This is a genomic window from Acinetobacter sp. 197 (genome assembly GCF_048148385.1).
GTDB classification, from domain to species: domain Bacteria; phylum Pseudomonadota; class Gammaproteobacteria; order Pseudomonadales; family Moraxellaceae; genus Acinetobacter; species Acinetobacter pecorum.
Map to the genome: position 1 here is coordinate 120,466 of NZ_JAYWZK010000006.1, position 13,936 is coordinate 134,401.

Sequence of the window (13,936 nt, forward strand, 5' to 3'; positions counted from 1 at the left end):
GGGTTTAGGCTTTTGATTCAGATTTAAATCGCTTTGATATGACCGGTGACATGCGGTTTTTGATTCTTACTGCTTCGTATCAGAAAATCTGTATCATTCGCTGCCTGCGCGGTCAGGAATTCAACTTTAGATGGCAAGTACATCGGTAACTTGAACCAGACATCAGCTTCATAGGCATCTGGCAATGACAGATTCGCCAGTGCTTTGGCCTTGCTCCACATGCCATGTGCAATTGCCTGTTTAAAGCCAAAGGCTTTCGCTGTGACTGCATGAATATGGATCAGGTTAAAATCACCTGAAGTCATAGCATAACGACGACCAGTATTTTCCGAGATGTTCCATTCATTGTTCAGCTTAAATTCTGATGCCTTACTTTCTGCAGGTTTAGCAGTAGCTTTACCATTAGTCTTTTGACGTGACAGATAAGTCGTTAATCCTTCAACTACGACCTCGCCTCCCACTTTCACTGTAGTAATGAAATCAAACTGAACGCCTTTATCGTGCGGCTGCAATTCGCCAAACTTACATGACAGCGTCAAAGTCTCATTCACACCGATTTTACGGTATTGCTTGACCTGATTACGGATATGTACCAGTCCTAAAATCGGGAACGGAAATGCTTCCGAGGTCATCATGTGCATTTGCAGACTTTGAGATAGCACGGTCAAATAAATAGCTGGAATATAACCATTATTTTTAAAGCCACATACTTCATTATAGGCTTTTAAATGTTTCTGATCGACCTTGAATGAATCCACCACATATTCAACTTGCGGCAGAACTTTTTCAGCTTTCGGCTTTTTAAAAATCAAGCCTTGAATCACTTTTGGATAGGCTAAATAAGGTTTTGGAAGTTGACTAAAATGGCGCGTATTCATACTGAACCTTTGGAAATATTATCTTTATAAAGTGACCTCTCCTGAGCATACTTCAATCATTGTATGAAAGTGAAGCACTGGAGAGGTTTTGAGAATTCTTGGAATTTTCTCTTTAGAATTTTAATCTCCCTGAATTCCCCTTTAAAAGGGGGCTTCTCCTCTCTTTAAGAGAGGTCGGGAGAGATTCCATTAAGCCCCTAATAGGCTTTGACCACAGACACGAACCACGTTGCCATTTAAACCTGTTGAAGCCGTAGAAGCAAACATGGCAATTGTTTCTGCAACATCTACAGGTAGACCACCTTGGCTCATTGAGTTCATACGGCGGCCTGCTTCACGGATTGCAAATGGAATCGCAGCCGTCATTTGTGTTTCGATAAAGCCCGGTGCAACAGCATTAATGGTTATACCATTTTTTAAGGTTGGTGCTGTAAATTTCACCACACCAATCACACCCGCTTTAGACGCTGCATAGTTGGTTTGACCCAGGTTACCTGCAATACCTGAAATTGAGGATACACAGATAATGCGACCATTGGCATTTAGACCATCGTTGGAGATTAAATAGTCATTTACACGTTCAATGGCAGACAGGTTGATGTTAATCACCAGATCCCATAGCTCAGGCTTCATATTGGCCAAAGTCTTGTCACGGGTGATACCGGCATTGTGCACAATAATGTCCAGACCGCCTTGCTCAGCTGCTGCCGCTTTGATTTTCTCACCTGCATCTGCAGCAGTAATATCGATGGCTAAAGTTGAACCGCCAATTTCACCGGCTACACGGTCAAGGTCCGCTTGCTGCTGCGGAACATCCAGACAGATAACATGTGCGCCATCACGTGCCAATACATGAGCAATCGCTTCACCAATACCACGGCTCGCACCGGTCACTACAGCAGTTTTACCCGCTAATGGTTTAGTCCAGTCCACATCCACTTTTTCAGCAGGTGAAACACGGATCACCTGACCAGAAACATAGGCAGAACGTGGAGAAACTGCAAAACGTAAAGCAGACTCAAGGTTTGCTTCAGCACCGGCATCTACATAGATCAGGTTCGCTGCAATACCCTTTTTAAACTCTTTACCCACAGATTTTACAAAACCTTCCAGTGCGCGTTGAGCAATTGACTGACTGACTGATTTAGCAGTTTCAGGCGTAGTCCCCACAATCACGACACGGCCAGAACTTTGGATTTGACGCGCAATCGGGTTGAAGAAATCATAAAGTGATTTTAACTGTTCTGAATTTTCGATCCCTGAAGCATCAAAAATAACGACCTTGAATTTTGATTCTTTATCGCCCGGGTTAAATGCACCCAGATTCAGTCCAGATGCTGCAGCTGCCTGTTGCAACTCAGTATTATTGCCTGCATAGCTATTTGCATGAATATTTGCCAGAACCTGAGCAATAGCACCCGTTAATTGACTTGCTGGTGCTGCGCCCAATAATACTGCACCTTTTACCACTGGCGTAGCAGACTCAAAACGGTCTAAAGAAGTTGGGGATGGTAGACCCAAATTTTTAATGACAAATTTACCAATAGGAGATTTTGCAAAAGTTTGGTACTGATCAGTCATGTTTATTATCTCTCATACAAATTAATTTTTGGTTGATCTAAAGTTATCCTTAAACTTCAATATGATGCCAGACACTTATATTTCAACAGATCCACCAGATTCTGCCTAATCATACTTGAGATAATAGGCAGATGACTTGACCTGAGCGCAGTCTGTAATGTCATTGTAGTCAATACAGCCTATCTTCTTCTGTGCTAATGTAAGCGCCAAGAAGATGATCTATTTGCCTGGTCAAGCCTTATGAGCAAAACAACTCAACAAAATCCAGCAGTCGAGAACCCTGCGACAGAAACTGTGTCAAAACCATCAACGCGTGCTAAGCGTAGCACTAAAAATACTGATACAGTGAATCCAGCAGAAAAAAGTCCGGCTAAAACCACGCGTACACGCAATACGGCTACACGTGCCCAAAAAATGACTTCAAGCCAACAAGATTCAAAATCTATAACACAAACTTCTGTTCAACAGGTACCAAACATGAGCCAAAATACAGTTCGCCGCGTTGCGATCATCGGTGGTAACCGCATTCCATTTGCACGTTCAAATGGTGCTTACTTTACGGCATCCAATACTGATATGTTCACAGCAGCCCTGAACGGTCTGGTTGAGCGTTTTAATCTGCAAGGTCAACGCTTAGGGGAAGTTGTTGCCGGTGCAGTTCTGAAACACAGCCGTGATTTCAATATGACCCGTGAATGTGTACTAAATACTGCTCTTGCAGCTGAAACGCCTGCTTATGACATTCAGCAGGCCTGTGGTACTGGTTTGCAGGCGGCATTTCTGGTTGCCAACAAGATTGCCTTAGGTCAAATCGAAGTGGGCATTGCAGGTGGTGTGGATACAACTTCCGATGCGCCAATTGCTTTTGGTGATGGTTTACGTAAAGCACTGCTTGAGCTGAATATCGCGAAAACTGCAAAAGACCGTCTAAAAGCACTGACCAAGATCAATGTGAAAGACCTGATGGATGCACCAAAAAATGGTGAACCGCGTACAGGTCTGTCTATGGGTGATCATCAAGCGATTACCACACTGGAATGGGGAATTTCCCGTGAAGCACAGGATGAACTTGCTGCATCTTCACACCAGAAAATGGCTGCAGCGTATGAAGAAGGTTTCTTTGATGACCTGATCACGCCATTCTTAGGCCTTGAGCGTGATAACAACCTGCGCCCAGACTCTTCAGTTGAGAAGCTGGCAAAACTTAAACCTGCTTTTGGTAAAGGTGATGCACGTACCATGACGGCGGGTAACTCGACGCCGCTAACAGATGGTGCTTCTTGTGTACTGCTCGCTTCTGAAGAATGGGCGAAGGCAAACGGTCATGAAGTGCTGGCTTACCTGACTTTCCAGGAAACTGCTGCAGTTGACTTTGTCGAGAAAAAAGAAGGCCTGTTGATGGCACCTGCTTATGCAGTGCCACGCATGCTTGAGCGTGCGGGTCTGAAACTGCAAGACTTCGACTATTATGAAATTCATGAAGCTTTTGCATCTCAAGTATTATGTACTTTAAAAGCTTGGGAAGATCCTAAATTCTGTAAGGAGCGTTTAGGTTTAGACGCTCCACTGGGTTCAATTGACCGTGCAAAACTGAACGTAAAAGGCTCTTCACTTGCTGCTGGTCACCCGTTTGCAGCAACTGGCGGTCGTATCATTGCCACAGCAGCAAAACTGATTAACCAGAAAGGTTCAGGCCGCGTACTGGTGTCGATCTGTGCCGCAGGTGGTCAAGGTGTAACGGCAATTATTGAAAAATAATCCGTTGACCGATCCAATTAAAAAGCCCCTCATTTGAGGGGCTTTTTTATGTTTTAGCGATTTGGCATTGGATTATTTTTAAAATATTCATCCACTTTGTTCCACGGTGCAGTCGATGCTACACCTTTCACCATATCTTGGTTTACACCCTGACAAAGCGCGCTGCCCGGCGTTAAATGGAAAGCATTCACATTTGGATCCATATAAGGAATCGAGCCTGGACGGCGCTGGAAATAGAAATTCAGCCAGTCTACCATTGGCTCAAAGCCATAATTCGACATGGCCCATGCACTGTTATGCCCGCCCCAATGATGTCCGAATTCATGTGCAATAATACGATAGCCAGATAATCTGTAGTGGCCATAGAATAACCAGGTATCTACTCCTAATACTGCTCCACCTCCCAGACCACCACCCATATTCGTCACGCCAAGATTAATTTCATTGCGGTTAAGAATTTCTCCATAGATCCGGACATAATCTTCTGGCTGAAAGAAACCGTTCGGTCCTTCTACCTGACCATCATTGCCAAAAAAGTCGTGTCCCATGACAGATTTATGATTAAACCATAAGGTTTCAAATTCTGGAGTACTGAGCATATAGGCCAGGTTGGTCATCATCATGACCCATTCCCGGGCATAGACCGGCGTAATACGGCACCATTTCTTCGGTTCATCATAGGTGCCGAAATAAATTTTCCATTTGGCTTTAATCTGGTTCAGCTTTTTGACGTGCTCATCGGTTTCAGAGCTAATTTTCAGATCAAAAATATTACTTGGGTTTTGCGTGGTCTGACTCAGACCTGCCAGCTGGATCGAGCCTGTGCCATCAAGCAACGGGAAACGGGATTGATCGGTCAACTTGAGATCAAAATTTGCCTTCGAAAATGGCGTCAACTGATCCAGCTTAGCCAGAATTACCCAGTCTTCTGAGTTTTTAATTTTGGCACGAATCTGCAAATCACGTACAGGCACAGCACTGTAGCTTTGCAATTGCAGGCGATTGCCATTCAGTGTTGCCGATAAAATCTGGTCCATATAGACATGACGCTGGCTGCTATTGGTCAAGGTTTCCCATGATTCACCATCCTGTAAAACACGGCTTCTCTCGCGTGCCTGAGATTCGGTCAAGATCACAGGTGGACTGAGTTGATTCGATTTATTCTGTTGCAGGGTCAGCATTGGCAGAATATAAATTTTCTGATTGGCCATGTGTAATAGATTCTGACCATAAATATAAAGATCGCTGGCCTTGGCCAGTCGACTGCTCTGATTTTGCCCTTTTAAAATACAATCTCGGAAGGTATCTATACTTTTATTGGGTAAGATAGAGTCAAGATTAAAGGATTTTTCCTTGTAACTTTCTACAGTGCCATCATTCCGTGACACATAGACCAAGCCATCGTTATGGCGATGCATGACTGCCGACAAATTGGTTTCTGTTAAAATGGGCGCAATATTATTTTCATTTTCCTGAATCTGATTGATATCGTGGACATAGGTCATACCATCCGGCAGGCTGGTATACAGATAATCACCTATGACTTCCATGCGTGCATTACAGTTGCGTGCACAGCCCGGCAAGCTGAGCCGTGCAAATTTCTGCGCTTTTAAATGGTTTTGCGCCGTTACATCACTTTGACGCCACACATTAATGCGGCCTTCAATATCAGGCACATAAACGTAACGATCATCGGCAGTCACTGCATTGCTATGTACCAGCGCATAATTAAGCGCATCGCCCCACCATACACCTGTGCCGAGTGCCATAATGAAGCTCGGCTGTTCACCACTAATATCTAGAATATCAATTCGGTTTGAGCCATAGTTGGCCACATATAAACGCCCTGCATGAATTTCCAGATCATTCAGACTGTCCCATTTTTTGGCCAGACCCGAAATTTTCATAGGATCTATAGAGCTCAGTGCACGTTTTTTTCTTAAGTCATAACGTAAAATATTCGATTCTGCCTGGCTGTTGGCAATATAAAGAACATCGCCCTCTACCACCATGGCGGTAGGATTCCAGCTGGTCAGACCAAAATTTCCTGCGCTTAATTCTGAACCTATATCCAGAACCTTAAACTCTGCAATTTTGCTCAGCTGCTCTCCCGTACCTGGTGTTATCACTGAATCTGGTCCTGTTGGCTGTGAGGTACTGCTATCGCTTCCTCCGCCTCCACATCCAGAGACCAATAATCCAATGAATACTGACAAGACCGTATACCTAAACAACATTAAATTCCCCAATAATTTTAAAAATTAAAATAAAAAATCAGAGTCTTATAGCTTAATTTTCAGTAGGGTTCGAGCATAAAAAATGAGGACCTGATCAAGTCCTCATCGCTGAATATTTCACCTTTGGCATTTTCCCTAAAGGAGTCTGAACTGTGTGGTATTTTTTATGGCTTATGTGATGATGAGATTTTCCGATAATCCGGCTCTAGCCCCAGCCTGGCTTCTAGATGATCATAAATCCACTGGAAGATAAAGGTATATACGAGGATACAAAGGGTTAAAGCTAAGTCCAGCAAAAAAGCTTGACCCAGACTCATGTGTAAGGCATAAGCCACCATTGGAATAGTCGCTAGCATCAAACCGCCTTCGAAGCCAATTGCATGGGCAATCCGCACTTTAATAGTCCTTTTCAGGCGATGTTTCGCTTCAAACTTTTCAAAATAATGATTAAACAGCATATTCCAGAGTACTGAAGTCACAGCCATAGCAATCCCGAGAACGCCTGTTACCTCAAGGGGCATATGCATTAATGTACTTAGCAGTACAGCGATCACGACCAGTAAAATACCTTCATATAAGGTGGCATGAATCAGTCTTCTTTTGGTAATTAACATATCAAATCAGCTTAATTCATCAGAGAGTTTAGAAATTATATTTCATTAAATCTGATTATTCGAGTTAGAATCTATCAATAAAAATGAAAGGTTGAGCTATGAATGTTAATCAGGAACAACTGCTGATGTTCAAAACTGTGATGGAAACCGGTTCTTTCTCTGCGGCTGCGCGTCAACTGGGGAAAGTACCTTCAGCAGTCAGTATGGCGATTGCCAATCTGGAAATTGACCTGAATCTGGAGCTGTTCCAGCGCTCAGGCCGTGAACCTAAACCGACCCCGCAGGCACAGGTACTGTATGAGAAAACCCAGCAATTGCTGGTAGAAATGAACCAGTGGAAACAGCACGCTCAAGCCTTAAGTTCAGGCCAAGAATCTGAACTGAATATCGTGGTGGTATCAGAATTGCTGCATACGCGCTGGACCGATTATATCGTCTTGCTGGAACAGGAATTTCCCTCACTGCAAATCAATGTCTTTAGTGCACCTCAGGAAGATGCACATCGTATGCTCTTTGAAGGTTCAGCACAGCTGGCCCTGATGTTTGAACGCGAACAACTGGAAACCCGTGAACAGTTTGTGGAAGTAAAGCGTGAGGTGCTGGTCGCTGTAGTCGCCAAACAGCATCCCTTAAGTCAGTTTGCTCAAGTCAGCTATGAACAGATTTTGCAAAACAGGCAGATTGTGGTGGCCAGTCGCGATCGCACCATCAAGCCAGAACTGCTCTTTTCAAGAAATTACTGGCGCACCGACAACCATCACTCGGCTTGCAGCATGATTCAGCAAGGACTGGGCTGGGGGGTTCTGCCACTCGAGATGCTGAATGAGCAGCCACATTTGCAAGATCAGTTACAGGTTTTAAACCTGCTCGATTTCACGCCAAAGTTTGCATATTTTGTTGATCTGGTCTGGAGCCGGGAAACCCGACTAGGCACAGCTGCTCATTTTTTGATTGATCACTTGCGCAAACAACGTCAAATCGGGCATTAATCACAGAAATTCAACGACAGTCTACTTGGTTAACCGGCTATTTATGATATATAAGAATGCATAAGCAATAACCATAGAACTAGATCGTAATGACATTAACTGCGTTAAACCAATTAAAAAACTTGACGACCATTGTGGCAGATAGCAGTGATTTAAGTGCAATTGAAAAATTTCGCCCTCTGGATGCGACGACCAATCCATCGCTGATTACTGCAGCAGCGAAACAACCTGAAAATCAGGCTTTAATTGAAGCTGCTTTTGAGCAGGCCCAGCAAGAAGGTTATGTGGATAATGCCCTGATCGAACGTACCATTGATATTTTGACGGTCAAATTCGGGGTTGAAATCTTAAAACTGGTTGAAGGCCGTGTTTCGACAGAAGTCGATGCTTCGCTCTCCTTTGATACCGAAGCTACGATTGCCAAAGCCAAAGAACTGCTGGCACTTTATGCACAATATGGAATTGATTCAGACCGCATCCTGATCAAGATTGCCTCTACCTGGCAAGGTATCCAGGCAGCAAAAGCGCTGGAAGAAGAAGGTATTCATACCAACCTGACTTTATTATTTGGCCAGCACCAGGCCCATGCCTGTGCGGATGCAAAAGTAACCTTAATCTCGCCTTTTGTCGGCCGTATTCTGGACTGGTACAAAAAAGCTGAAGGTGTTGAAGCTTACCCGATTGAAAAAGATCCGGGTGTACTTTCGGTCAAGCGTATTTATGAATTCTACAAGGCACACGGTATTCAGACTGAAATCATGGGGGCCAGCTTCCGTAGTATTGACCAGGTTTTAGGCTTGAGCGGCTGCGACCTGCTCACGGTAGCACCAAACCTGCTGGCCGAACTGGAAAATGATCAGCGTGAAGTGCAAGCGCAACTCTCAGCCAAAGATATTCAAGTTCAAGGTGAACTCAGTCCAATCAGCCATGCCGATTTTGATGCACAATTGAAACAGGATCCGATGGCCAGTGAATTATTGCAAGGCGGCATTGATGGTTTCATTAAAGCACGGGAACAACTGGCTGCTTTATTACGTGAAACTTTCCTGAGTACCACTGAAATTTAAAGAAAATTTAGCCAGTTTCTCCAAGCCGATGTTGCTATAATGCCGCATCGGCTTTTTTGTTCTTGCGAGCTTTTCGTGTTTGGTATCACAGATCTAACGACCTTTATCATTGGAACTACGTTGATTGTGTTACTACCCGGACCGAACTCTCTGTATGTCATGTCGATTGCCTCCCGTTTTGGCATTAAAACAGGTTATAAGGGCGCATTGGGGGTATATACAGGCGACCTGATCCTGATTACATGTACAGCACTGGGTGCGGCCTCGCTTCTACATGCCTTTCCGGTACTGTTTATCGCCCTGAAAATTATCGGAGCGATCTATCTCAGTTACCTCGGTATCAAGCTGCTCATTGCAGCCTATCAGACTTTCTTTCCGGCAAAGGCATCGCAACGTGTACAGATTAAAAAGACGACCTCAGATACGGTAGAATCGATTCAGCCCTTTCGTACCGCACTTACCATTAGCATCTTAAATCCCAAAGCAATTCTGTTTTACCTGTCTTTTTTTGTGCAATTTGTCGATCCTGCCTATCCTTACCCTGCCCTGACATTCACGATACTGGCTGTGATCCTGCAATTGATCAGCATGACCTATCTTTCAATCCTGATTGTTTCTGGGGTTAAACTGGCGTCCTATTTCAACCAGAATTATAAAGTAACTGCCAGCTGTGTCGCGGCGGTCGGGATTCTATTTTGTGGTTTTGGTCTTAAACTGGCGACCTCAACATTCTAGAATCCAGGTTTTTCAACCCCTTTCGCCTTTCTTAAATTTGTTAAAAGCATTGTTTTGATACATGAAAAGCGTATGATTTAAACGCATTTAGAAATAGTGTCATGGATGATGCCTAAACTTTTACAAGATCTCTCCTTTCCTGCCATCATGGCCGGTTTTATTACCTGCATGATTGGTATCAGTGTTTCTGCCGTACTGGTCATTGAAGCTGCGCAAAGTCTGGGTGCCAATGCTGCACAAATCAGTTCCTGGTTATGGGCACTGGGTATAGGTATTGGAGTTTCCGGGTTTCTGCTTTCCTGGAAATATCGCTATCCGATTTCAACCGCCTGGTCGACTGCCGGTCTGGCGCTGGTCATTGCTTCTGCCGGTCACTATAGTCTGGGTGAAGCAATTGGCGCTTTTCTGATTTCAGGTATCCTGATTGCCTGTCTGGGATTTTTTGGAATTTTCGAGCGAATTTTCCAGTTTATTCCACAGAGTTTGACCAGTGCCATGCTGGCAGGCGTGCTACTAAAATTTGGCATCTCGGTCTTTGGCAGTCTGCAACAGTCCTGGACATTTGTACTTTGTGTACTGGCAGTTTATCTGGTTTCCAAAAAACTGAGTATGCGCTATAGCATCGTGATTACTGTCTTGATGGCTATCCTCCTATGCCCTTTCTTTATTGATTTCACTATTCCTGCACTGAACTGGAGTATTGCCCAGCCGGTCTGGACTACGCCTGAATTTAGCCTACAAGCCCTTTTAGGCTTGGCCTTACCCTTATTGGTGATTAACCTGGCATCGCAATACCTGCCCGGCTTGGCTGTGATTAAAAGTTATGGCTATCCACCCAAGGTCAATCCGATTTTAGGCTGGACGGGTATTACCCAGGCAATGTTGGCACCCTTTGGCTGTTTCAGTGTCAACCTTGCCGCAATCAGTGCGGCAGTCAGTCTGGATGCCCAAGCGCATCCTGATCCGGCCAAACGTTATATTGCAGGGATGAGCTGCGGCCTGTTTTATATTTTGATGGGTTTTTTTGCTGCGACCTTGACCAGTGTACTGATGACTTTTCCGGGGATTCTGATTACCGTCTTAGCAGGAATTGCCCTGTTTGGCACCATTGGCCACAATATTGCGCTGGCTTTTCAGGACAGTCACGACCGTGAAGCGGCACTGATGACCTTCCTGTTTAGTGCATCCAATATCCAGTTTTTTGGAATCGGTTCAGCTTTCTGGGGGCTGCTACTTGGTTTGACGGTTTATTTGCTATTTAAACTTAAACCGCAAATGGCATAAGCTTATTGTAGAAATGAGGCAGCTACTTTGTCTGCCTTTTTAATGCCCTGCAGTTTGGGAAAACAGGTTAATCACCACCACACCGGAAATGATCAGTGCAATCCCGATAAAAGCTGGCAAATCCAGCGCCTGCTTAAATATGACATATCCTACAATTGCCGTAAGAACGATACCTACTCCCGCCCAGATCGCATAGGCAATGCCTAAAGGAATTACTTTAATCACCTGAGAGAGTAAATAAAACGCAATACAGAATAAAATGACCACAGCTAGAGAAGGCCATAATCGGGTAAAACCTTCCGACTTCACCAGAAATGTAGATCCAGTTACTTCTGCAATGATGGCCAAAGCCAACAATAAATATGCCCACGAGACAGGATTCATCTCTTAAACTCCAAACTATTTTTTAATGATTTGTCGGGGCTATTGACTAAAACTAAACATAAGAAATTCATCCTGCTTAATCCCATCTTTAAGGGGAAAGCTGATGTAAAAAATCCAGCGTCTTGATAAAAGTTTCCTGACTTTCTTTCTTGCCCATAAAAAACTGATATTCATGAATCAGCCAGGCTTTAGATTCCGGATAAAACACTGCAGTCACCGGAATCTGCTGCTCCTTTAAGGCTTTCACAAAAGGCAAAGACTGGGTATCGGTCAGAAAGTCCTTATTGCCTCCACTGATGAACACCGGTGGATAAGACGGCGTAATATACTGAATCGGAGAAATATGCTTTAAAAATGTCGCATCATTCTTGCGCTCACCCGTATAAGCCTGAATCAGGTTATATACCCCCCACTCCACAATTTTCATTTCTTCAGGTGCAGTGCTGGCAAATGCTTCCAGATCATAAATCCCGCAATGCAGAATCAACCCCTTAAGCTGCCCGGGTTGCAGATAAGGCTGAATACCAGATTGCTCGGCAAATGCGGGATTAGTCAAAAGTGCGGCATAATGACTGGCGAGATTGGCTCCGGCAGAATCCCCGGCCAGATATAGGTTCTGGGCATCAATATGGTAGGTGTCTGCATAGGTATCTAGAAATTTGAGTGCCTGATTGATCTGGTGTAGCTGGCTAGGATAGGTAGCTTTAGGCGCAAACTGATATTGTACGGAGACTACATTATAACCTTGAGCGGCCAGAAGCTTGAAATATCCCCGCGCATGTTCTTTAGAACCTGAAATCCAGCCTCCCCCATGAATCCAGACAATAGTGGGGCGTGGGCCAATACTGGCAATATTCTGTGGCTGATACAGATCCAGAGACAAGTTTTGCTGCGGCGCATAGACAATATTTTGCTGCACGATGACAGCACCAGGCGCATAACGATCCATCAATTTTTGCTGCAAGCCCGTGGTCAGGTTAAAAGCACTGGCAATAACTTTACTGTTCTGTACAGTCTGGCAACCGGAGAGGATGACTGAACTTATCAGCAAAAGATGAATAGCGAAAAACCTCAACACTGTCTCCTCTATATATGATCTAAAAACAGGCTAAAGTAGTCTAAACCATCCTTGTGTAAACGAGGACCATTCATCCAATTTTTTTTGATCATCAAAACTGCTATCCCGAGTTTTTTACTCTGTTTTTTTTCATTACTTTTACATTAAAAATATTTGTAATTTAATGAGTTTTTTCAATTTTACCGCTTTTTTGCAATTGCACCTGTTACAGCACTATGCTATCAATAAACCAAGGCAAAAATTAAACAACCTGCGGAGAAAAGCCATGACCTATCAACATATTTTAGTCCCAGTGGACGGTTCAGAAATTTCCTTTTCTGCAGTAAGACATGCTGCCAAAATTGCCAAGGCATTCGGTAGTCAGCTTTCTCTGATCAGCCTGATTGCAGAAGATCCTTTTACCGAGGCTGATTTTTATTACAGCTCTTCTATCATGAAAGAATATTTTGTCGAGGCACATGCTAATGCCAAAAAGGCATTGAAAGAAGCTACTGCCATCGCAGCCGCTGAAGGTATTGAAGCAGATTCCCGCATTGTCACAGGTTTAGTCAATGCAGAGCATATTGCGCAAACCGCCAATGAAGTAAACGCGGACCTGATTGTCATGGGTTCTCATGGCCGCAAAGGCTTCCAGAAAATGATTCTGGGCAGCTTTGCACAGGATGTTTTGGGTGCAAGTGAAATCCCGGTATTGATCGTGAAAAAATAATCCAGTTACTGCGCATCTTCAAGATGCGCAGTACTTATTCATTTAGCTTTTCAGTTATTTTTGAAGTTCAAACAAGACATCCTGTAGCGATTGATTCGCTCAAGCCATATTTTCCCTTAGCACCATAATAAATATGAGGAAGCACCATGAATAACTATGATCATATTCTCGTAGCAGTCGATGAATCCCCGATTTCATATGCTGCCGCAGAGCATGCCCTCGAGCTGGCCAAAGTTTTTCATAGCCATGTTACTTTGCTCAGTGTGATTGCAGTGGACCCCTTCACCGGCGTAGATTTCTACAAAGTTGCTCCGGCAGTCACAGACTACTTTATGCATGCAGAACAAAATGCTCTTGATCGTTTAAACGAGCTAAAATTGAACTTTGTTCGTGATGGCATAGAGGTTACAACAAAAGTCGTACATGGTATGCCACCCTCAGAAGGCATTATGCAGGCTGCAGATGAATCATCAGCTGATCTCATCATCATGGGCTCACATGGCCGTAAGGGCCTGCAAAAACTGATGCTCGGCAGCGTAGCTCAGAATGTTCTGGCAATTTCTCCAATACCTGTACTCATCGTCAGACAATAATAGTACTGATCAAAGCAGAGCCTGCGTCA

The 13,936-nt window shown here is 44.1% G+C and carries 13 protein-coding genes; 7 read left to right on the forward strand and 6 right to left on the reverse strand.

Going from position 1 to position 13,936, the window contains the following annotated elements:
• Window positions 1-23: 23 nt before the first annotated feature.
• Both VXQ11_RS07855 and VXQ11_RS07860 read right to left on the reverse strand, forming a co-directional pair.
• Window positions 24-878: a MaoC family dehydratase gene (locus tag VXQ11_RS07855; RefSeq protein WP_416705783.1), complete on the reverse strand. Its 855-nt coding sequence runs from the start codon at window positions 876-878 to the stop codon at window positions 24-26.
• A 189-nt stretch (window positions 879-1,067) separates the two neighbouring features.
• Window positions 1,068-2,459: a 3-oxoacyl-ACP reductase gene (locus VXQ11_RS07860; RefSeq protein WP_416680679.1), complete on the reverse strand. Its 1,392-nt coding sequence runs from the start codon at window positions 2,457-2,459 to the stop codon at window positions 1,068-1,070.
• A 240-nt stretch (window positions 2,460-2,699) separates the two neighbouring features.
• On the opposite strand from VXQ11_RS07860, the gene VXQ11_RS07865 reads away from it, so the two are divergent.
• Window positions 2,700-4,217 carry an acetyl-CoA C-acetyltransferase gene (locus tag VXQ11_RS07865; protein ID WP_416705784.1) on the forward strand — a complete coding sequence of 506 codons (1,518 nt, stop codon included), beginning with the start codon at window positions 2,700-2,702 and terminating at the stop codon, window positions 4,215-4,217.
• A gap of 53 nt (window positions 4,218-4,270) precedes the next feature.
• Here VXQ11_RS07865 and VXQ11_RS07870 read toward each other — a convergent pair whose 3' ends face one another.
• Window positions 4,271-6,454, reverse strand: coding sequence for a hypothetical protein (locus VXQ11_RS07870; protein WP_416705785.1), 2,184 nt, complete (start codon window positions 6,452-6,454; stop codon window positions 4,271-4,273).
• A gap of 164 nt (window positions 6,455-6,618) precedes the next feature.
• Window positions 6,619-7,068, reverse strand: coding sequence for an AceI family chlorhexidine efflux PACE transporter (locus VXQ11_RS07875; RefSeq protein ID WP_064096540.1), 450 nt, complete (start codon window positions 7,066-7,068; stop codon window positions 6,619-6,621).
• A 98-nt stretch (window positions 7,069-7,166) separates the two neighbouring features.
• Here VXQ11_RS07875 and VXQ11_RS07880 point away from each other — a divergent pair, with 98 nt between their 5' ends.
• The 4 genes from VXQ11_RS07880 to VXQ11_RS07895 all read left to right on the forward strand — a co-directional run bounded on the left by VXQ11_RS07880 (window position 7,167) and on the right by VXQ11_RS07895 (window position 11,143).
• Window positions 7,167-8,057, forward strand: a complete 891-nt coding sequence (locus VXQ11_RS07880; protein ID WP_416680685.1) for a LysR family transcriptional regulator — start codon at window positions 7,167-7,169, stop codon at window positions 8,055-8,057.
• Window positions 8,058-8,146: 89 nt separating this feature from the next.
• Window positions 8,147-9,124 carry a transaldolase gene (gene tal / locus VXQ11_RS07885; RefSeq protein ID WP_064102706.1) on the forward strand — a complete coding sequence of 326 codons (978 nt, stop codon included), beginning with the start codon at window positions 8,147-8,149 and terminating at the stop codon, window positions 9,122-9,124.
• Window positions 9,125-9,199: 75 nt separating this feature from the next.
• The gene (leuE, locus tag VXQ11_RS07890) at window positions 9,200-9,859 is read left to right on the forward strand and encodes a leucine efflux protein LeuE (RefSeq protein ID WP_064102707.1); all 660 of its coding nucleotides are present in this window, start codon (window positions 9,200-9,202) and stop codon (window positions 9,857-9,859) included.
• Between the two features lie 108 nt (window positions 9,860-9,967).
• Entirely contained in the window at window positions 9,968-11,143 is a 1,176-nt protein-coding gene (locus VXQ11_RS07895) for a benzoate/H(+) symporter BenE family transporter (RefSeq protein WP_416705802.1), read from the forward strand.
• Window positions 11,144-11,182: 39 nt separating this feature from the next.
• Here VXQ11_RS07895 and VXQ11_RS07900 read toward each other — a convergent pair whose 3' ends face one another.
• Both VXQ11_RS07900 and VXQ11_RS07905 read right to left on the reverse strand, forming a co-directional pair.
• Window positions 11,183-11,527, reverse strand: coding sequence for an SMR family transporter (locus VXQ11_RS07900; RefSeq protein ID WP_004645439.1), 345 nt, complete (start codon window positions 11,525-11,527; stop codon window positions 11,183-11,185).
• Between the two features lie 88 nt (window positions 11,528-11,615).
• On the reverse strand, window positions 11,616-12,602 hold the full coding sequence (locus VXQ11_RS07905; protein WP_416705786.1) for an alpha/beta hydrolase: 987 nt from the start codon (window positions 12,600-12,602) through the stop codon (window positions 11,616-11,618).
• A gap of 268 nt (window positions 12,603-12,870) precedes the next feature.
• Here VXQ11_RS07905 and VXQ11_RS07910 point away from each other — a divergent pair, with 268 nt between their 5' ends.
• The gene (locus tag VXQ11_RS07910; protein ID WP_064096545.1) at window positions 12,871-13,314 is read left to right on the forward strand and encodes a universal stress protein; all 444 of its coding nucleotides are present in this window, start codon (window positions 12,871-12,873) and stop codon (window positions 13,312-13,314) included.
• A 146-nt stretch (window positions 13,315-13,460) separates the two neighbouring features.
• Window positions 13,461-13,907, forward strand: a complete 447-nt coding sequence (locus VXQ11_RS07915) for a universal stress protein (protein WP_064096546.1) — start codon at window positions 13,461-13,463, stop codon at window positions 13,905-13,907.
• Window positions 13,908-13,936: the final 29 nt, after the last annotated feature.